Here is an 18,558-nt window from a genome sequence, read left to right as displayed (position 1 = left end):
CTCACGTGACCCCCGCGCCGCAGAGCCCGACGTCCCGCCCCGACGGCCGCGCCGCCGACCAGTTGCGTCCGGTGTCGATCACCCGCAACTGGCTGGACCACGCCGAGGGATCGGTGCTCGTGGAGTTCGGCCGCACCCGGGTGCTGTGCGCCGCGAGCGTGACCGAGGGCGTGCCCCGCTGGCGCAAGGGCTCGGGCCTGGGCTGGGTGACCGCGGAGTACGCCATGCTGCCGCGAGCGACGCACACCCGCGGTGACCGCGAGTCGGTGAAGGGCCGCATCGGTGGCCGCACGCACGAGATCAGCCGGCTGATCGGCCGCTCGCTGCGCGCCGCCATCGACCTCGGTGCGCTGGGCGAGAACAGCATCGCCGTGGACTGCGACGTCCTCCAGGCCGACGGCGGCACCCGGACCGCGGCGATCACCGGCGCGTACGTGGCCCTCGCCGATGCCGTCTCGTGGCTGGGGGAGCGGCGCAAGCTCGCGAAGCCGACGGCGATCGTGGAATCCGTCGCGGCGGTCAGCGTCGGCGTCGTCGACGGCGAGCCGCGGCTGGACCTCGCCTACGAGGAGGACGTGCGGGCCGGCACGGACATGAACGTCGTGTGCACCGGCAACGGCGGTTTCGTCGAGGTGCAGGGGACGGCGGAGGGGGCGGTGTTCGACCGGCCGACGCTCGACGCGCTGCTCGACCTCGCCGTCGCCGGCTGCGCGGAGCTCACCGCGATCCAGCAGCGGGCGCTGTCGGCATGACCGCCCGGCTGGTCCTGGCCACCCGCAACGCCGGGAAGCTCGCGGAGCTGCAGCGGCTGCTCGCCGGTGCCGTCCCGGGGGTCGAGGTCGTCGGGCTGCGCGACGTGCCCGAGTACCCCGAGGCACCCGAGACCGGGGCGACCTTCGCGGAGAACGCCCTGCTCAAGGCCCGGGAAGCGGTGCGGTACACCGGCCTGCCGGCGGTCGCCGACGACTCGGGCATCACCGTGGACGCCCTCAACGGCATGCCCGGGATCCTGTCGGCGCGCTGGTCGGGGCGGCACGGCGACGACCGCGCCAACACCGCGCTGCTGCTCGCCCAGATCGCCGACGTGCCCGACGAGCGACGCGGCGCGGCGTTCGTCTGCGCCGCCGCGCTCGTGACGCCGGAGGGCGCCGAGGAAGTCGTGCAGCGCGAGTGGCGGGGCCGGGTCGTCCGCGCGGAGCGGGGCACCCACGGCTTCGGCTACGACCCGGTGTTCGTGCCGGACGGGCTCGAGCTCACCAGCGCCGAGCTCGACCCTGCGGAGAAGGACGCGAGGAGCCACCGGGCGCAGGCCTTCGCGGCCCTGGTCCCGGTGGTCGCCGGGGCGCTCGGGGGACGCTGAGGCGCAGCACCCGGTCAGTCCGTCGCGGGGGCGAAGCCCAGCCAGTCGAAGACGTCGCCGTCCTCGGCCGCGGCGTGCCGCCCGGAGGGCTCCGGAGCGGCGTGCCGGCCGCGCGTCCAGGCCGCGCGGAACGCCGCCGCGTCGGCCCACAGGAGCTCGTCGGCCGGGGGGCGGCCCGGCTCGGCAGCGGTCTCGGGAGCGCGGTGCCGGCCGGTGGTGCGGGGGAGGACAGCAGTCATGACCGGAGGGTCGGCAGTCCCCGGGCACGGGCACAGCGACCGCCACCCCGGCGTCCCCCGGACGGGTGAGGCGCCGGACCCCGTCGCCGCCCGCACGGCGGGCTAGGGTCCCCGCGTCGACGGCGGCGCAGCCGTCGGGGGAGGACGACGGGGTGCACGCCGATCGCCGGGCCTGGCTGGGCTCCCTGCGTCCCGGGCCGGTCGGCTACCGGCCGGTGGACCTGGCCCGCGGCGGGCTCGGTGCCTGCGTCGGCATCGCCCTCGCCGCGCTCGCGGCCCGGGTGCTGCCCGGCGGCCCGGAGGCGCTCCCGTTCATCGTGGCCCCGATGGGCGCCACCGCGGTGCTGCTGTTCGCCGCCCCGGCCAGCCCACTGGCCCAGCCGTGGTCGCTGCTCGTCGGCAACGTCGTCTCCACGCTGGTCGGGGTGACGGCGGGCAGGCTGCTGGACGACGTCACACTCGCCGCCGCGGTCGCCGTCGGCGCGGCCATCGCGGTGATGATGCTGCTGCGGTGCGTGCACCCACCCGGCGGTGCCTGCGCGCTGTTCGCAGCCGTCGGGGGGTCCGCGGTCGCCGAGCAGGGGTACGCGTTTGCCGTCCTCCCGGTCGGCGTCAACACCGTCGTGCTGCTCGTCGTGGGGGCGCTGGTGAACAACCTCACCGGCCGGCCCTACCCGCACGTGCCCCCGCCGCCCCCGTCGGCGCAGGGGACCGACCCGGCGCCGAGCGAGCGGGTCGGCGTCTCGACCGAGGACGTCGCCCGCGCCATCGTGCGGCTGGACCGCGGCCTCGACGTGCTCCCCGGTGACGTGGTCGCGCTCGTCCGGGACGCCGAGACGCACGCGCTGGACCGGCGGCTGGGCAGCCTGCGGGTCGGCACGCTGATGGCCCGCGACGTGATCAGCGTGCGGCCGCGAGACACCCTGTACCGGGCGCGGATGGTGATCAACCAGCACCACGTGAAGGCGGTGCCGGTGGTCGACGACGACGACCGGGTGGTCGGGATCATCACCGTGTTCGACCTGTTCAACCGCGACATCGTGGAGTTCGACCCGGTCGAGCGGGTGATGACCGCACCGGTGACCACCGTCCGCGCCGGCACCCCGGTCGCCGAGCTGGTCGAGCTGATGACCGACCGGGGTCTGCGCACCCTGCCGGTGGTCGACGACGCCGGCCGGCTGGTCGGGATCATCACGCGCACCGAGCTGATCGCCGTCCTGCACCGGGCGCTGGTCGGCTCCGGAGGCGCCTGAGGCGTCCCGGTGTCCCCGGATCGGGCGGACCTGGGCGCCGGGGCCCCACGGTGCGGGCGTCGTCGGCTTGGATCGGGCGGTGCCGTCCGTCCTCCGCAAGCTGGCCGCCTCGCTCGCCGTGCTCGCCGCCGCAGCCGTGCTGCCGGTGTTCGCCGAGGTCGCGGCCTTCCGCGACGGCGCCGACCCGTTCCCGCACTCGGTCGTGGGAGCGACGGCCCAGCGCTGACCCGCCGCCCGCGTGAGCGGGTCCCGCGGTGGGCACCGGTCCGGCGTGGAGGTCCTCGTGGAGACGGTCGACGCGCTGCGGTTCGACGACGGGACGCCGGTGAGCGCGGCCTCCGGGGTGGCCCCGCTGGGCGACGGCTGGCTGGTGGTGCAGGACGACGCGACCTCGGCGGCCTGGCGCCGCGGGACGTCGGTCGTCCCGGTGCGGCTGCTGCCCCCGGTCGAGGGGCTCGACCGGTTCTCCGCCGCAGCGGGGACCAAGCACCTCAAGCCCGACCTCGAGGTCGCCTGCCCGGTCGACGTCGACGGCGCGCCGGCGGTGCTGGCCCTGGGCTCGGGGTCCTCGCGCCGCCGCATGACCGGGGTGCTGGTGCGGCTGGAGGGTGTGGCGCCGGTCGTCGTCGCCGCCGACCTCGCCCCGCTGTACCGGCGGGTCGCCGAGGCGGCCGGCGTCCCGCTCGGGCAGCTGAACCTCGAGGGCGGCAGCCGGCACGGGGACACGGTCCGCTGGTACCAGCGCGGGAACCTCGCCGCGGGGGTGGCCTCGACCGGCGTGGACCTGCCGCTGGCCGAGCTCGTCGGCGCGGTGCTCGGGCGGACCGGCGCCGCCGCCGTCCCGGTCGGGGCCGTCCGCCGCTACCACCTCGGCGAGGTCGGCGGGGTCGGGCTCGCGGTCACCGACGCCGTGGCGCTGCCCGACGGCCGCACGCTGCTGGCCGCCGCGGCCGAGGACACCCCGAACGCGGTCGACGACGGCCCGGTCGTCGCCACCGCCCTCGCACTCGTCGAGGACCACCGCGTGGTCGACGTCGCGCCGCTGCCGGCAGCGGGCGGACGGGTGCACAAGCTCGAGGGGTTGGCCCTGCGCGAGGCCTCGGGGGACGAGGTGCGGCTGCTCGCCGTCGTGGACGACGACGACCCGGACCTGCCCTCGGTGGCGCTGGACCTGCGCGTTCTCCTGACCTGAGTTCCGCCCCCGGTCAGGGCCTCACGGCGCCGGAGCCGCGGGCGGGATCCCGCCGGCGCCGCCGGGTGCGGCGCCGCCGCCTCCGCCGGGTGCGGCCCCGCCGTCCGGCGGCTGCGGGGACGGGCCGGTCGGCGGCGCCTCGGTGCCCTCGGTCGGGCCGGCGGTCGGGGTGCCGGTCGGCGGAGGCGCCTCCGTCGGCGTCCCGGTGGTCGGACCGGGAGTCGTCGGGGCGGCGGTGGTCGGCGCCGTGGTGCCGGTGCCGGTGCCGTCGCCGGGGGTCTCCGTCGCGGGGGCGGGCGTCGTCGTCGGCGCCGGCGCGCCGGGGTCCTCCGCCGGCGACGACGAGGTGCGCGTCAGCTCCCCGAGCGTCGTGGTCGACGAGGCCTCCTGTGCCCCGACCAGGGCGGACACCGGCTGCTGACTGACGATCTCGACGCCCGTGACGATCCCCATGGCCAGGCCGAAGATCGCCACGGCGTAGCCGGCCACCCGGGGCCAGCGCGTCGCGCGGGGAGCCGGAGCCCGCCGGGGGTCCAGCGCCGCGGGCAGCACGCGCGTCCCGGCCGCGGCGTCGTCCGGCTCCGACCCGTCCTGCTCGTCGTCCGGCCGGGCCACCGCATCCGGCCCGTCCGCCGGGCCGTCCAGCACCGCCGTCGCCCCCGCGGGGTCCGCGGTGTCCGCGGCCGTCCGCCCGGGCGAGCCGGGCGATCCCGGCGCGGCCAGCTGGACCCGCACCTGGCGCAGGCGATCGTTGGTCCGGGCCAGCGAGGTCGAGTAGAGCGCGGCGCTCACGGTGCTGATGACGCTGGCCAGCGCGGCACCGATGAGGGTGCCGGCCACACCGAAGAAGGAGGCCACCACGGCCGAGGAGACCGAGGCCATCGCACCGGCGGTGACCTGCACGGGGCTGAGCGAGATCTTCTTCTTCTCCGGCTCACCGTCGGGGACGGCGAGGCGCTCGGTGGGGGCGGGGCGGGGCGGGGACATGGGCTCCGAGGGGTCGTGTCCGGGCACGTGCAGGCGGCGGCCGGCCCGCGTCGGCGGGAGGGCGGCCGTTTCCCCACGCTACGACGCAGCCGCCGCCGTCGCCCGGCTCCTGGTCCCCGCGCACAGCGCTGAGCTGCGGAAACACACCGACGTGATCTGCCCGACCCCGGTGCGTCGCGGCGCTCGGCGTGTCGCGTCCGGCCGGCGTCCCGCTGACCCCGCCGTCGGCCGGCCGGGCAGGACGGCGGTCAGCCGGTGAGAGCCCGCAGCGCGGTCAGCGACTCCAGCCGGGCGGCGTGGTCCTCGCCCAGGGGCGTCGCGTTGAGCGTGGTGGCGCCCGCCTCGCGGAAGGCGGCGACCCGCTCGGCCACGAACCCGCGCGGCCCGACCAGCGACACCCCGCGCACCAGCTCCTCGGGAAGCGCGGCGGCGGCCTGCTGCGGGCGGCCGCCGAGGTAGTGCTCCTGCACCTTGCGGGCGGCGTCCGGGAAGCCGTAGCGGACGGCGAGGTCGTTGTAGAAGTTGCGGTCCCGGGCGCCCATCCCGCCGATGTAGAGCGCCAGGTGCCGGCGCACCCGCCGCAGGGCCCGCTCGGCCCGGTCGGCGTCCTCGGTGACCAGCAGGTGGGTGTCGGCGACGACGTCCAGCGGGCCCAGCGCCGGGTCGCGGCGGGCGGAGCCCTCGGCCAGCGGGCCGCCGAAGGCGTCCGCCGCGCGCTCGGGCAGGTAGAAGATCGGCTCCCACGCCTCGAACAGCTCGGCGGCCAGCGCGACGTTGCGCGGCCCGAGCGCGGCCAGCATCAGCGGGATGCGCGCGCGGACCGGGTGGTCGATCAGCTCCAGCGGCTTCCCGAGACCGCTGCCGCCGCGCTCCGGCGTCAGTGGCACCGAGACGTGGCGGCCGTCGTGCAGGACCCGCTCGCGCCGCCACACCGACCGGCAGATCTCCACGACCTCGCGGGTCCGGGCCAGCGGCGCGGTGTAGGGGACACCGTGCCAGCCCTCGACGACCTGCGGGCCGGAGGCGCCCAGGCCCAGGGTGAAGCGGCCGCCCGAGACGGCGTCCAGCCCGGCGGCGGTCATCGCCAGCAGCGCGGGGGTGCGGGAGTAGACGTTGAGGATGCCCGCGGCCAGCTGCAGCGTCGTCGTCCGTGCGGCCAGGTAGCCGAGCTGGCTGACCGCGTCGAACGACCACGCCTCCGGGACGAGGACGACGTCGAGGCCGGCGGCCTCGTACTCGCCGATCACTGCCGCCGCCTCGCGGAACCCACCGCTGTAGGACAGCGGCATCCCGAGCCTCACCGGCCGGTCCAGACGGGCGGGCGCTTCTCCAGGAAGGCGCGCACGCCCTCCCGCGCGTCGGCCGACCCGGCGGTGGCGTGCGCGTGCTCCCGGGTGAGCTCCCAGTGCAGCCGCTCGGCCGGCCGCTCGCCGCCGCGCAGGCCGAGGGCGATCCGCTTGCTGGCCTGCACCGCCAGCGGGGCGTTGGCCGCGATCCGGCCGGCCAGTGCCAGGGCGGCGTCGAGCACCTGCGGGCCCGGCACGACCCGGTTGACCAGGTTCAGGTCCAGCGCCCGAGCGGCCGTGATCGGATCACCGGTCAGCACCAGCTCCATGCCGACGCGCTGGGGGAGCTGCGCCAGCGCCCGGAACGGGCCGCCGTCGGCGGCGATCATGCCGATCGTCACCTCCGGCAGCCCGATGACGGCGTGCTCGGCGGCGACGGCGAGGTCGCAGGAGAGCAGCAGCTCCGCGCCGCCGCCCATCGCTGCCCCGTTGACCGCGGCGATCGTCGGCTTGCCGATCGGGTGGCGCACCCAGCCGGCGAAGCCCCAGTGCTCGAACCCCCGCGGCAGCACGCTCTCGCCGCGGGCGTTGGCCTTCAGGTCCGCGCCGGCGCAGAACGCCCTGCCCCCGGCGCCGGTGATCACGACGACGCGGACGTCGGGGTCGGCGTCCACCTCGTCGAGCAGCCGGCCGATCGTCATGTGCACCTCGCCGTCGACGGCGTTGCGCACCTCGGGCCGGTTGATCGTCACGACCAGCACGTGCCCGTGTCGCTCGACGAGCACCTTGGGGGCGCTCACCGGCCGGTGAACCGGGGCTCGCGGCGCTCCCGGAAGGCCTGCATGGCCTCCTGCGCGTCGCTCCCGATACCGAGGCCCAGCAGCGTCACCTCGTGCCGGGCCACCTGCTCCATGCTCTGCTCGAACGCCTCGTTGACCTGGCCCTTCACGTGGCCGATGCCGATCGTCGGGCCCGCGGCCAGCCGCCGGGCCCAGCCGCCGGCGAACTCCACCAGCTGGTCGTCGGGCACGCAGCGGTTGGCCAGCCCCCACTCGGCCGCCGTCCGCCCGTCGACCGGGTCGCCGAACAGCGCCATCTCCTTGGCCCGGACCGGGCTGAGCGACCGGGTGAGCAGGTAGGCGGCGGCGCCCTCGAGCGGGAGGCCGCGGGTCACGAAGACCTCGCTGAACCGGGCCGACTCCGCGGCGACGACCAGGTCGCAGGCCAGCGCGAGGTTGCAGCCGCCCCCGTAGGCCGGGCCGTTGACGGCGGCGACGAACGGCTTCTCGTTCTCCCAGATTGCCCGCGCCAGCCGCCACCAGCCGAAGCGCCGGCCGTCCTCGCGGGCGACGTTGGCCGGGGCGCCGCGCTGCCGGTCGGGCGGGATCTCGATGTGCGGCGGCGACATCAGGTCGGCGCCGGCGCAGAACGCGGTCCCGTTCCCGGTGACCACCGCGGCGCGGATCGCCGGGTCGGCGCGGACCTCCTCGATCGCGGCGAGCAAGGCATTGCGCAGCGGGTGGTGGATCGCGTTGCGCACCTGCGGGCGGTCGAGGACGAGCCAGGCGACGCCCTCCTCCACGCGGAAGGCCAGGCCGGCCTCGGCCCAGGCCGCGGGATCGGCGGCTGCCGCCTCGGACATCGTCGTCCTCCCTCTATGGAATGCCTGACGGTATCCAGGCCGGGAGCATTGTGCCGCCCGGTGAGCGCCGACACACTCCGCCCGTGACGACTCGGTCGGGCAGCGCCCTGGACGGCATCCGGATCCTCGATCTCACCTGGGGCCCGGGCGCCTCGGTGGGCGTCACCATGCTGGCCGAGCACGGTGCCGACGTGGTCAAGGTGGAGCCGCCGGGGGGCGATCCGTTCCGCGGCTACCACGGCAGCGCCGTCTGGCACCGCAGCCGCCGGTCGATCGCGCTGGACCTGACCGACGCCGAGGACGCCGCGGTGCTCGAGGAGCTGCTGGCCGGCGCCGACGTCCTGGTCGAGGGCTTCCGACCGGGTGTCATGGACCGGCTGGGCCTCGGCTACGACGCGGTGCACGCGCGGCACCCGGCGCTGGTCTACTGCTCGGTCCCGGCCTGGCCGGTCGGCCACCGCAACGAGCAGCGCCCCGGCTGGGACGCGCTGGTCCAGGCCGCGGGCGGCGCCCAGTTCGAGCAGCCCGGCTGGCGGCCGGGGCCGGTGTACAACCACGCGCCGACGCCGACCCTCGGCGCGGTCTTCCTGGCACCCATGGGCATCCTCGCCGCGCTCCGCCAGCGCGCCACCACCGGTCGCGGCCAGCACGTGCGGACGTCGCTGCTGCAGGGCCTGTTCCTGTACACGACCCAGATCTGGCAGGACGTCGAGCACTGGGCGCCGGCGTTCCACGAGGTCATGGCGAAGACGTACCCGCCCGGCATCCACCAGGGGATGATCTGGCAGACCGCCGACGGGTGGATCCACCTCTCCGTGCTCTCCGGGCTGACGCCGAAGCGGTCGATCGAGGAGATCCTCGGCCTGGACCAGCCGCACCCCTACCTGCAGGCGTCCGCACCGGCCGAGCAGCGGGAGGCCTGGCACGCCGAGCGGGTCGCCGCCTTCGCCACCTGGAAGACCGCCGACCTGGCCGCCGTCCTGCGGGACGAGAACCACGCGTGCGAGCCGGTGGTCCCGGCCGAGCAGTCGCTGGCCGAGCCGCACCCGCAGCTGGCCGCCAACGGCATGGTCGCGCAGGTGACCGACCCGGAGCTGGGCGCGACCACGCAGATGGGCGTGCCCGTCCACCTCCTGGGCACGCCCGGCGCGATCGTCTCGCCGCGGCCCCGGCTGGACGAGCACGGCGCGGCGCTGCGCGCCTCCGGCTGGGGTGCCGAGCGGACCGCGCCGGTCCCGTCGGGCGGCCCGGCGCGGCCGACGGCGCTGGGTGGGCTGCGGCTGGTCGACGTCGGGCAGTACCTCGCCGGACCGTTCGGCCCGATGCTGCTGGGCGACCTCGGCATGGACGTGGTCAAGATCGAGCCGGTCACCGGCGACGCCATGCGGATGGCGCAGGCGCCGTTCAACGGCTGCCAGCGGGGCAAGCGTTCGCTGGCGCTGGACCTGAAGAACCCCCGCGGCCGCGAGATCGCGCTCGAGGTGGTGCGCACCGCCGACGTCGTCCACCACAACATGACCCGCGGCGTCGCCGACCGGATCGGCATCGGCTACGCCGACTGCCGGGCGGTCAACGAAGGCGTCATCTACTGCAACACCTACGCCTACGGGCTGCCCGACCCGCTCGGCCGCTCCGGCGGCCTGGACCCGCTGTACCAGGCCAGCAGCGGCATCGAGTTCGAGCAGGGCGCGGTGCACCTGGGGCAGCGCCCGCTGTACGTGCGCTTCGGCTTCACCGACCAGGCCAACGCGGTGCTGTCGGTGGTCGGCGTCCTGCTCGCGCTGGCCCACCGGGACCGCACCGGTCAGGGGCAGGAGCTGTGGACGTCGCTGCTCGACGGCGGCGCCGTGTTCGCCTCCGACGCGCTGCTGGTCGACGGGGTGCCGCTGGAGCGGCCGCACCTGGACGCCGGGCTGCACGGCGTCGGCCCCGGCTACCGGCTCTACCGCTGCCAGGACGACCAGTACCTGCAGGTGTGCGCCACCACCGACGGGCAGTGGGCGGCGCTGTGCGCGGCCGTCGGCGCCGACGAGCTGACCGGCCGCCGCGGGGATCCGCGCGAGGAGGTCGAGGCCGCGCTGGAGGCGGCGTTCGCCCGGCGCACCAGCTGGAACTGGAAGCGCGCGCTGGACTCCGCCGGGGTGCCGTGCGAGCTGCCGCTGGACACCCAGGGCGGCGTCGCCCCGCTGTACGACGCCGACAACGTGCGGCTGGGCCTGGTGGCCGAGTACGAGCACCCGGTCTTCGGTCGCACCCGCCAGTTCGGGCACCTGATCGACTTCTCCGAGACGCCGGGCCGCATCGCCGGGCCGGCGCCGCTGGTCGGCCAGCACACCCGGGAGGTCCTCGACGGCATCGGCCTCTCGCAGCGGGAGATCGACGACCTCGTCGCCGCGGGCGTGGCCTACGAGCCGGGGGAGGACTACCGGGAGCGGTTCGCCAACTGAGCGGTCGCGCGGCCCTCGAAGGTGTACCCGGCCCAGCTCGGCTGGCCCGGCTCGTCGTAGCGCACCAGCTCGGTCACGGTCAGCGGCGAGGCGGCCAGCAGCGCCGCCACGTCGTCGTCCAGCGAGCACGCGGTGCGCAGCCGCTCGGCCCGCGGGCCGCGGCGCTGCCAGCGACGCACCGCCGGGTCCGGCGACCGGCCGTGCTCGACGAAGTGCAGGACGCCGCCGGGGCGCAGCACGCGGGCGACCTCGGCCAGCGCCGCCGCCGGGTCGGGCAGCCCGCAGAGCACCCAGGTGGACAGCGCCGAGTCGAACCGGTCGTCGGGGAAGGGCAGCCGCTGCGCGTCGGCGCCGGCGACGACGACCGGGACGGCGGGGTCGCCGCGGCCGGTCCCGGCGCGGTGCAGCGCGGCCGGCGAGGGCTCGATCGCCCATACCCCGGTGACCTCCGGCGGCAGGTGGGGGTGGTTGAGCCCGGCGCCGTAGCCGATCTCGACCACGTCCCCGACGAGCCCGGCGCAGACGCGCTCGCGGACGTCGCCCTCGGGAGGCGCGGCGGGGAGCCGGGTGCGGAGGAGCCGGCTGGGAGTGCCCATGGGTGCCCAGTGTCGTCCCCGGACGCCGCTGTGCGGGAGGCGGGAGTCGAACCCGCACGCCCGAAGGCACCAGATCCTAAGTCTGGCGTGGCTGCCGTTACACCACTCCCGCGCGGCCCCGGAGTCTACGGCCGGGGCCCTGCTGCCCCCACTGCGTTCGACGAGATCTGCACACTCGACGGCATCGCCGGCTGATGGCGACGAGTGTGCAGATCTCGCGGAGGGAGAGGGGGCGGGTCGCCCGTGCGGGTGCCCGGCACCGCGGCCGCGCGCCGGGACGGGGGCGTTCTGGCAGGCTGTCGGCGTGCCCCCTCGCGACCCCCGACAGATCCAGCTGGAGATCGACGCTGCCCGTGAGTCGCTGGCGGCCACGCTCGACCAGCTGGCCCACCGGAGCAGCCCCGCCCGGCTGAAGGCGCAGGGGCAGGCCGCCGTCGTGCGGTTCTTCCAGTCCCCGGCGGGCAAGGCCACCGTCGGCGCGGTCGGCGTGTTCGTCACCGTCGTCGTCGTCAACTCGGTGCGCGGGCGCCGGCGCCGGCGCAGCGCGCTCACCGGCAAGCGCACGCGCTGACCCGCCGATGCCTGCCCCTCGCCGCGACCCCGTCGGGCCGGGGCAGGAGTCCGTCTGGGACTACCCGCGCCCGCCGTCGGCCGAGGTGACCGGGCGGCTGGTCGAGGTCGAGCTCGGCGGACGGGTGGTCGCACGGACCACCCGGGCGGTGCGGGTCTGCGAGACCAGCCACCCGCCCGTCTACTACGTGCCCCGCGAGGACGTCGAGCCCGGCGTGCTGCAGCCCGGGGAGGGCGCCTCGTGGTGCGAGTGGAAGGGCGTCGCGAGCTACTGGGACGCCGTCGTCGACGGCCGCGGCGTGCGCTCGGTCGGCTGGTCCTACGAGCGGCCCACCGCGGGCTACGAGCACCTGCGCGGAGCCGTCGCGTTCTACCCGAGCCGGGTCGACGCCGCCCGGGTCGACGGGGTCGAGGTGCGGGCGCAGGCCGGTGACTTCTACGGCGGGTGGATCACCCCGGACGTCGTCGGCCCGTTCAAGGGCGAGCCGGGCACGCGGGGCTGGTGACCCCGCCCGGCTCAGGGACGCCGGGTGCGCAGCAGCGGGAGGACGACGGTCTCGAGCACCTCGTCGGCGTAGGGGTGGTCGACCGGCCGGTCGGTGTAGAGCCAGCGCTGCACGAGCAGGGCCGTCGTGGCCTCGGCCACCGTGGACCCCTCGACGCCGCTGGTCAGCTCGCCACGGGCCTCGGCGCGCTGCCACATCTGGGCGTAGAAGGACCGCCAGGTGCCCAGGAAGCCGGTGTCGAACGCCCGGCGAAGCTCCGGCTGGTGCTGCATCACCGGCAGCAGCGAGCGGATCGCCGTGCCCACCGGGCCGTTGATGAGGTCGACGAAGCGGTGGATGACCTCGCGGATGTCGCCCTCGAGCGAGCCGGTGTCGACCGGCGTGGCCAGCGACTGGTTCATCACCGAGACGGTGTCGACGACCAGGTCCTGCTTGGTCCGCCAGCGCCGGTAGATCGTCGCCTTGCCCACCCCGGCCTCGGCGGCCACGGCGTCCATCGTCAGCGCGCCGTACCCGACGTCGCCGAGCAGGCGCAGGATCGCCTCCCGGATCACCCCGTCCCGGCTGGGATCGCGCGGCCGGCCTCCTCGGCTGGTGCGCGGGGTCTCGGGGCTCACGACGGTCGTCATGTCCTCGACCTTAGACACTCAAGCTGTGAAGTTCCGGATCTCGCGGATCCCGGACCGGGGAAGTCGCCCGACGGGGTGGCTCCGCGCGCCTGCCCGTGACCGGGCACGACCTCGGTCATCCTGCTGGGGTGCCCAGCACCATCAGCACGAGCCGGCGGCGCGAGACGTGGGAGCTGCCGGAGGTGGCGACCCGCCTGCTGATGGCCAGCCCGGTCGGGAGCGTGCTGCCCGTGGTGGCCGGCATCGCCCGGGCGGTCGGGCTGTCGGTCTACCGGGCCGAGGGGCTGCTGGACCTGACCGACGAGCGCGACGGCCTGGGCGTGGAGCGGCTGTTCGACCGGCTCTCTCGGGAGCTCACCACCGCCGAGGCCGAGGTGGTGCGCGTGGCCACCGACCCCCCGGGGGAGTACACGGCGCTGGTCACCCGCCTGCTCACCGCGCCGACCCTGGCCGTGGAGCTCGCCCGCCGCGGGATCACCGCCGAGGTCGGCGTCCTGGCCGAGGCCGAGCTGTGGAGCGTCTACCAGCCGGTCGTCCGGCTGGCCGACGGCGCGGTCGTCGCGCACGAGGCGCTGCTGCGCGGTCTGGTCGACGGGCGCGAGGTGGGGGGCGGCGACCTGTTCTTCGTCGCCGCGTCGGCCGACTGGCTGCCGCGGCTGGACCGCATCGGCCGGGAGTGCGCCGTCGCCGGGGCCGCGCCGTGGCTGGGCGACGCCGACCTGTTCGTCAACACCCACCCCACCTCCGTCCACCGTCCCGACGCCGATCTGGCCAGCACCCGGCAGCTGATGGCCGACGCCGGCCTCGAGCCCGAGCGGCTGGTCATCGAGGTGGCCGAGCCCTCCGCCGTGGCCGAGCACGGGCACCTGCTCTCGGTGCTCGAGCAGTACCGGGAGCTGGGCTGGCGGGTGGCGCTGGACGACGTCGCCGCCGGCTGGGCCAGCCGCGAGCTGCTCGCCACGGTGCGCCCCGACGTGGTCAAGCTCGGCAAGCGGCTGGTGCAGGCGCTGCCCGACGAGATGGCGCGGACGATGGTCCGCGCCGTGGTCGACGCGTCCCACCGGGTCGACGCGCTGGTCGTCGCCGAGGGGGTGGAGGACGAGGCGACCGCCGAGCGGGTCACCGCGCTGGGCGTCGACCTCGGTCAGGGCTGGTTCTTCGGCCGCCCGGTCGTGCTCGAGCCGGTGCTGGAGCCCGTGCAGGAGCCCGCGGCGGAGCTCACAGCCCCCAGCCGGTGAGCACCGGCCGGGCGTGCTCGTGCCCGAGGACGCCGTAGGCCCCGGCGGGCAGCGCCAGCAGGGCACCGGCCTCCGGGCCGAGCCCCAGCCAGCGGGCGGTCAGGACCCGCAGCACGTGGCCGTGGGCGACCAGCGCCACGTCGCCGTCCGCCAGCCGCGCGCGGGCGCGGTCCAGCACCCGGTCGACCCGCTCGGCGACCTGCGCCAGGGTCTCCCCGGGGGTGTCGCCGGGGACGACGCCGTCGCGCCAGACCGACCACTGCCGGCCCAGCTCCTCGCTGATCTCGGCGGTCGTGCGCCCCTCGTAGCCGCCGTAGTCCAGCTCCACCAGGTCGGGGTCGATCCCGGTCGCGGTCAACCCGGCCAGCTCCGCCGTCCGCCGGGCGCGCTGCATCGGGCTGGTCCACACCTCGGCGAAGCGCCGCTCGGCCAGCCGCGGGGCCAGCGCGCGGGCCTGCTCCTCGCCCTCGGGCAGCAGCGGCAGGTCGGTTCCCCCGGTGTGCTGCCCGCTGCGGCTCCACTCCGTCTGCCCGTGCCGCAGCACGACGATCTGTCCCACCCGGTCGGAACTCACCCGGTCATCGAACACGCCGGCGGGAACACGCGCGCGGGGGGACGCGCTGGCACCCGGCATGACGACCGCACAGCTGAGCGACACCTTCTCCCTCGGCGGGGACCTGCCCGTGCACCGGCTCGGCTACGGCGCGATGCAGCTGCCGGGCCCCGGCGTGTGGGGTGAGCCGGCCGACCGCGACGGCGCCCTGCGCGTGGTGCGCGCCGCCGTCGAGCAGGGCGTGGACTTCATCGACACCGCCGACTCCTACGGCCCCTTCGTCAGCGAGCTGATCCTCGCCGAGGCGCTGCACCCCTATCCGGAGGGACTGGTCATCGCGACCAAGGCCGGGCTCACCCGGCAGGGCCCCGGCATCTGGACCCCGGTCGGCCGCCCCGCCTACCTGCGCCAGCAGGTCGAGCTCTCGCTGCGGCACCTGCGGCTGGAGCGGATCGACCTCATCCAGCTGCACCGCATCGACCCCGACGTCCCCCTCGCCGACCAGCTCGGCGTGTTCGCGGAACTGCAGGAGGAGGGCAAGGTCCGGCACATCGGGGTCTCGGAGGTGTCGGTCGAGCAGCTGCGCGCCGCGCGCGAGATCGTCGAGATCGTCAGCGTGCAGAACCTCTACAACCTGACCAACCGGCAGTCCCAGGACGTCCTGGACCACGCGACCGCAGAGGGCATCGGCTTCATCCCGTGGTTCCCGATCGCCACCGGTGACCTCGCCGCCCCGCACAGCCCGGTCGCCGACATCGCCCGCGAGCTGGGCGCCACTCCGTCCCAGGTGGCGCTGGCCTGGCTGCTGCAGAAGTCCCCGGTCGTGCTGCCCATCCCGGGCACCAAGTCCGTCGATCACCTGACCGAGAACCTGGGCGCGGCCCGGCTCACCCTCTCCGACGAGGACATGGCCCGCCTCGACGCCCTGGCCTGACCTCCGCGGAGGAGATCTGTCGGTGTCACGCCGACAGATCTCCTCCGGCACGATGGGGCGGTGGACGCCGAGGACTTCAGCCAGATCCGGGACGCTGTTCGCCAGCTGGTGCGGGAGGTGGTCGTCCCCCGCGAGGAGGAGATCGACCGGCACGACCGCATCCCCGAGGAGCTGCGCGGCGCCATCGCCGACATGGGCCTGTTCGGCTACGCGCTGCCCGAGGAGTACGGCGGTCTCGGCGTCACCATGAGCGAGGACGTCGAGCTCGCCTTCGAGTTCGGCTACACCACCCCGGCGTTCCGGTCGCTGTTCGGCACCAACAACGGCATCGCCGGGCAGGTCATCGCGCGCTTCGGCAGCGAGGAGCAGAAGAAGCGGTACCTGCCGCGACTCGCTGCCGGGGAGCTCATCGGCTCCTTCGCCCTCACCGAGGCCGAGGCCGGCTCCGACCCCGCCGGCCTGCGCACCACCGCCCGCCGGGACGGCGACGAGTGGGTCATCAGCGGCAGCAAGCGGTACATCACCAACGCGCCGATCGCCGACCTGTTCGTGGTCTTCGCCCGCAGCGACCCCGAGCAGCGCGGCGGGCGGGGCATCTCCAGCTTCGTCGTCGACGCGACGGCGCCGGGGGTCTCGCTGGGCGCCAAGGACGAGAAGATGGGCCAGTCGGGCGCCTGGACGTCGGAGGTCTTCTTCGACGACGTCCGCGTGCCGGCCGACGCGCTGGTCGGCGAGGAGGGGCGCGGCTACGCCAAGGCGCTGACGGTGCTCTCCCGCGGGCGGCTGCACATCGCGGCGATGTGCGTGGGCATGGCCCAGCGGGTGCTCGACGAGTCCGTGGCCCACGCCGCCACCGCCAGGCAGGGCGGCGCGCCGATCGGCCGGTTCCAGCTGGTCCAGGCGCTGATCGCCGACATGCACACCGAGCTCGTCGCCGGCCGGGCACTCGTCCGCGACGTCGCCGCCCGCTACGACACCGGCGAGGACACCTCGATCGGCCCCAGCTCGGCCAAGCTCTTCTGCTCGGAGATGGTCGGCCGGGCCACCGACCGCGCCGTCCAGGTGCACGGCGGCATGGGCTACCTGCGCAGCACGCCGGTGGAGCGCTTCTACCGCGACGCCCGCCTGTACCGGCTGTACGAGGGCACCAGCGAGGTGCAGCGGGTGATCATCGGCGGCGGGCTGCTGCGCGAGGCGGGCATGCCGCGTGGCTGACCCGCTCGCGGCGGCGCCCCCCGGGACCGGGGCAGGCCGCCGGGAGGCGGTGGCGGAGCTGGGGGCGGCGCTGCGCGACCTCGCGGACGCCGCCGTCGGCACCGAGGTGGCCGACGCGGACCTCGGCGCCGCCGCCGGCGCGGTGCGCGAGCTGGCCGAGCGCCTGCGGGCGGTGCAGCGCGAGCCGGGCCGGCCCGCCGCGGTGGACGTCCCCGGTGGGGGCGTGCCCGCGTACAACCCGGTCTACGGGCCGGGCAGCCCCGTGGCGCCCATGCTCGCGCCAGGCGTCGACGAGCAGGGCCGGGCCGTCGGCCGGGTGACGGTGGGCCGGGCGTACGAGGGGTTCCCCGGACTCGTCCACGGGGGTGTCCTGGCCGCGGTCCTCGACGCCGTGCTGGCGCAGACCTCCGCCCGGGCCACCGGCCGGGCCGGCGTCACCGCCACCCTGACGGTCCGCTACCGCCGGCCGGTGCCCGTCGGCGTCCCGCTGCTGCTCACCGGCGAGGTGGTGGGCCAGGAGGGACGGCGCACCTGCGTCCGGGCCGGGCTCGGGGTCGAGGGCGGTGCGGGGGAGGTCCTGGCCGACGCCGAGGCGGTCTTCGTGACCCCGCGGGACGCGCCGGCCTGACCGCGGCCGCTGCCTCAGCTGCCGCCCGGAACGTTCGCCGGATCGCCGGCCGGGTCCCGCGACGGGCCACCGGCCGGCCGCAGCAGGGGCCCGGGCGCGCCCTCTCCCCGGCCCAGCGCCTCGACGAACCGGCGCAGCACGTCGTCCCCGGCCTGCTCCGGGGCCCAGCCCAGCTGCGTGCGGGCCCGGGTGGTGTCCAGGGAGGGCGCGCCCAGGCCCAGGTCCAGCCAGCCGGGCTCGGTGGGTACCAGGTGGGCGGCGTACGCGGCGGCGAGGGCGGCCCGGAGGACCACGGCGGGCACCGGGATGCGCCGGGTGCCCAGCGCGCGGGCCAGCCCGTCGGCGTCCAGCGTCGGTTCCGCGGCCAGGTTGAACGGTCCCGGCGCCCGCCGGTCGAGGATGCGGACGATCGCGTCGGCGACGTCGTCGGCGTGCACGAAGCCCACCCGCAGCGCGGGCAGCGGCAGCGGCAGCACCTGCGCGACCGGCCCCGGCAGGGCCCGCGCCGCGGCGAACAGCAGCGGCCCGAGGAAGTAGCGGCCGATCTCGCTGGCGGCCTCCGGCTGGAGGACCAGCGTCGGGCGGACGACGGTCAGCGTGGTCTCCGGCCGGTGGCCGAGCACCTGGCGGACGACGCGCTCGGCCGAGCTCTTGTCCCGGCTGTACTGGGAGCTGGGGATGCCGGTGACCGGCCAGTCCTCCCGCACCTCCTGGTCCCGGGCGCCGGCGGCGTAGGCGCCCAGCGAGGACATGTGCACGACGTGGGCCACGCCGGCTCGGGCGGCAGCACGCGCCACCCGGTAGGTGCCGTCGACGTTGACCGCGTGCAGCCGCTCGGGCTGCCGGCCCGGCTGCAGCGCCCACGCCAGGTGGACGACGGCGTCCACACCGTCGAGGGCGCGGGCCAGGTCCTCCTCGCTCGCCTGCTCGCCCAGGTCGGCCAGGTGCCAGTCGACCCCGGTGTACGGCGCGGTCCCGGGCGGGCGGCGGCGGGCGAGGCCCCGCACCTCGGCGATGCCGTGCGCCGGGTCGGTGAGCCGCCGCAGCAGCGCCGTCCCGACGTTGCCGCTGGCGCCGGTGACGGCGACCCGCAGGCCCTGCAGGTGTCCGGGGGAGAGCTCGGCCATGGGCTGCCGCTACCCGCCTCCGCCGCCGTCCACCCGTGGACGGGCCACGCCGGTCCTGCGGCGGGGGGGGGGGGGGGGGGGGGGGGGGGGGGGGGGGGGGGGGGGGGGGGGGGGGGGGGGGGGGGGGGGGGGGGGGGGGGGGGGGGGGGGGGGGGG

The 18,558-nt window shown here is 76.4% G+C and carries 21 protein-coding genes and 1 tRNA gene; 12 read left to right on the top strand and 10 right to left on the bottom strand.

What is annotated here, in order from left to right:
• Positions 1–5 precede the first annotated feature (5 nt).
• Both rph and rdgB read left to right on the top strand, forming a co-directional pair.
• Positions 6–752, top strand: coding sequence for a ribonuclease PH (gene rph, locus ACK586_RS09215; RefSeq protein ID WP_409330173.1), 747 nt, complete (start codon positions 6–8; stop codon positions 750–752).
• Positions 749–1,360: an RdgB/HAM1 family non-canonical purine NTP pyrophosphatase gene (rdgB, locus tag ACK586_RS09210; protein WP_409330172.1), complete on the top strand. Its 612-nt coding sequence runs from the start codon at positions 749–751 to the stop codon at positions 1,358–1,360. The genes rph and rdgB overlap by 4 nt, the downstream gene beginning before the upstream one ends.
• A 14-nt stretch (positions 1,361–1,374) precedes the next feature.
• On the opposite strand, the gene ACK586_RS09205 is transcribed toward rdgB, so the two are convergent.
• Positions 1,375–1,599: a hypothetical protein gene (locus ACK586_RS09205; protein WP_409330171.1), complete on the bottom strand. Its 225-nt coding sequence runs from the start codon at positions 1,597–1,599 to the stop codon at positions 1,375–1,377.
• Positions 1,600–1,751: 152 nt separating this feature from the next.
• On the opposite strand from ACK586_RS09205, the gene ACK586_RS09200 reads away from it, so the two are divergent.
• The 3 genes from ACK586_RS09200 (at position 1,752) to ACK586_RS09190 (ending at position 4,044) form a co-directional block, all read left to right on the top strand.
• Positions 1,752–2,852, top strand: coding sequence for an HPP family protein (locus tag ACK586_RS09200; protein WP_409330170.1), 1,101 nt, complete (start codon positions 1,752–1,754; stop codon positions 2,850–2,852).
• Between the two features lie 79 nt (positions 2,853–2,931).
• Positions 2,932–3,078 carry a hypothetical protein gene (locus tag ACK586_RS09195; RefSeq protein WP_409330169.1) on the top strand — a complete coding sequence of 49 codons (147 nt, stop codon included), beginning with the start codon at positions 2,932–2,934 and terminating at the stop codon, positions 3,076–3,078.
• A 57-nt stretch (positions 3,079–3,135) separates the two neighbouring features.
• On the top strand, positions 3,136–4,044 hold the full coding sequence (locus tag ACK586_RS09190; protein WP_409330168.1) for a DUF6910 family protein: 909 nt from the start codon (positions 3,136–3,138) through the stop codon (positions 4,042–4,044).
• Between the two features lie 21 nt (positions 4,045–4,065).
• On the opposite strand, the gene ACK586_RS09185 is transcribed toward ACK586_RS09190, so the two are convergent.
• The 4 genes from ACK586_RS09185 to ACK586_RS09170 all read right to left on the bottom strand — a co-directional run bounded on the left by ACK586_RS09185 (position 4,066) and on the right by ACK586_RS09170 (position 7,959).
• Complete coding sequence (locus ACK586_RS09185; RefSeq protein ID WP_409330167.1) at positions 4,066–5,031, bottom strand: hypothetical protein; 966 nt, start codon at positions 5,029–5,031, stop codon at positions 4,066–4,068.
• A gap of 248 nt (positions 5,032–5,279) precedes the next feature.
• Positions 5,280–6,332 carry an LLM class F420-dependent oxidoreductase gene (locus ACK586_RS09180; RefSeq protein WP_409330166.1) on the bottom strand — a complete coding sequence of 351 codons (1,053 nt, stop codon included), beginning with the start codon at positions 6,330–6,332 and terminating at the stop codon, positions 5,280–5,282.
• Positions 6,329–7,117: an enoyl-CoA hydratase-related protein gene (locus tag ACK586_RS09175; protein WP_409330165.1), complete on the bottom strand. Its 789-nt coding sequence runs from the start codon at positions 7,115–7,117 to the stop codon at positions 6,329–6,331. Before ACK586_RS09175 ends, ACK586_RS09180 begins: the two co-directional genes overlap by 4 nt.
• Positions 7,114–7,959 (bottom strand): enoyl-CoA hydratase/isomerase family protein, encoded by an 846-nt coding sequence (locus ACK586_RS09170; RefSeq protein ID WP_409330164.1) that lies wholly within the window; start codon positions 7,957–7,959, stop codon positions 7,114–7,116. The genes ACK586_RS09175 and ACK586_RS09170 overlap by 4 nt, the downstream gene beginning before the upstream one ends.
• Before the next feature lie 83 nt (positions 7,960–8,042).
• Here ACK586_RS09170 and ACK586_RS09165 point away from each other — a divergent pair, with 83 nt between their 5' ends.
• On the top strand, positions 8,043–10,406 hold the full coding sequence (locus ACK586_RS09165) for a CaiB/BaiF CoA transferase family protein (RefSeq protein ID WP_409330163.1): 2,364 nt from the start codon (positions 8,043–8,045) through the stop codon (positions 10,404–10,406).
• Here the strand turns inward: ACK586_RS09165 and ACK586_RS09160 are convergent.
• Together ACK586_RS09160 and ACK586_RS09155 are read right to left on the bottom strand one after the other, a co-directional pair.
• Positions 10,382–11,002 carry a class I SAM-dependent methyltransferase gene (locus tag ACK586_RS09160; RefSeq protein WP_409330162.1) on the bottom strand — a complete coding sequence of 207 codons (621 nt, stop codon included), beginning with the start codon at positions 11,000–11,002 and terminating at the stop codon, positions 10,382–10,384. The two genes, ACK586_RS09165 and ACK586_RS09160, sit on opposite strands and share 25 nt — an antisense overlap.
• 31 nt (positions 11,003–11,033) lie before the next feature.
• Positions 11,034–11,114, bottom strand: a tRNA-Leu gene (locus ACK586_RS09155).
• A gap of 192 nt (positions 11,115–11,306) precedes the next feature.
• Here ACK586_RS09155 and ACK586_RS09150 point away from each other — a divergent pair.
• Together ACK586_RS09150 and ACK586_RS09145 are read left to right on the top strand one after the other, a co-directional pair.
• A complete protein-coding gene (locus ACK586_RS09150) occupies positions 11,307–11,573 on the top strand; it encodes a DUF3618 domain-containing protein (RefSeq protein WP_409330161.1) in 267 nt (88 codons plus the stop codon).
• Between the two features lie 7 nt (positions 11,574–11,580).
• Positions 11,581–12,078, top strand: coding sequence for a DUF427 domain-containing protein (locus ACK586_RS09145; protein ID WP_409330160.1), 498 nt, complete (start codon positions 11,581–11,583; stop codon positions 12,076–12,078).
• Positions 12,079–12,089: 11 nt separating this feature from the next.
• Here the strand turns inward: ACK586_RS09145 and ACK586_RS09140 are convergent, their stop codons facing one another.
• A complete protein-coding gene (locus ACK586_RS09140) occupies positions 12,090–12,707 on the bottom strand; it encodes a TetR/AcrR family transcriptional regulator (RefSeq protein WP_409330159.1) in 618 nt (205 codons plus the stop codon).
• 128 nt (positions 12,708–12,835) lie between these two features.
• Between ACK586_RS09140 and ACK586_RS09135 the strand changes: the two genes are divergently transcribed.
• Complete coding sequence (locus ACK586_RS09135) at positions 12,836–13,945, top strand: EAL domain-containing protein (RefSeq protein WP_409330158.1); 1,110 nt, start codon at positions 12,836–12,838, stop codon at positions 13,943–13,945.
• On the opposite strand, the gene ACK586_RS09130 is transcribed toward ACK586_RS09135, so the two are convergent.
• Positions 13,926–14,519, bottom strand: coding sequence for a histidine phosphatase family protein (locus tag ACK586_RS09130; RefSeq protein ID WP_409330157.1), 594 nt, complete (start codon positions 14,517–14,519; stop codon positions 13,926–13,928). The genes ACK586_RS09135 and ACK586_RS09130 overlap by 20 nt on opposite strands.
• Before the next feature lie 58 nt (positions 14,520–14,577).
• Here ACK586_RS09130 and ACK586_RS09125 point away from each other — a divergent pair, with 58 nt between their 5' ends.
• Genes ACK586_RS09125 through ACK586_RS09115 form a run of 3 tightly spaced genes read left to right on the top strand, consistent with a single transcriptional unit; the run spans position 14,578 to position 17,275 of the window.
• Positions 14,578–15,432: an aldo/keto reductase gene (locus ACK586_RS09125; RefSeq protein ID WP_409330156.1), complete on the top strand. Its 855-nt coding sequence runs from the start codon at positions 14,578–14,580 to the stop codon at positions 15,430–15,432.
• Positions 15,433–15,492: 60 nt separating this feature from the next.
• On the top strand, positions 15,493–16,647 hold the full coding sequence (locus tag ACK586_RS09120; RefSeq protein WP_409330155.1) for an acyl-CoA dehydrogenase family protein: 1,155 nt from the start codon (positions 15,493–15,495) through the stop codon (positions 16,645–16,647).
• Positions 16,640–17,275: a PaaI family thioesterase gene (locus ACK586_RS09115; RefSeq protein WP_409330154.1), complete on the top strand. Its 636-nt coding sequence runs from the start codon at positions 16,640–16,642 to the stop codon at positions 17,273–17,275. The genes ACK586_RS09120 and ACK586_RS09115 overlap by 8 nt, the downstream gene beginning before the upstream one ends.
• A gap of 14 nt (positions 17,276–17,289) precedes the next feature.
• On the opposite strand, the gene ACK586_RS09110 is transcribed toward ACK586_RS09115, so the two are convergent.
• Positions 17,290–18,402 (bottom strand): NAD-dependent epimerase/dehydratase family protein, encoded by a 1,113-nt coding sequence (locus tag ACK586_RS09110; RefSeq protein ID WP_409330153.1) that lies wholly within the window; start codon positions 18,400–18,402, stop codon positions 17,290–17,292.
• Positions 18,403–18,558: the final 156 nt, after the last annotated feature.

This window comes from Trujillonella humicola, from assembly GCF_046233715.1.
GTDB classification, from domain to species: Bacteria; Actinomycetota; Actinomycetes; order Mycobacteriales; family Geodermatophilaceae; genus Trujillonella; species Trujillonella humicola.
Note: the sequence above shows the minus strand (reverse complement) of the source record. Positions and strands in the feature narration are given on the sequence as shown.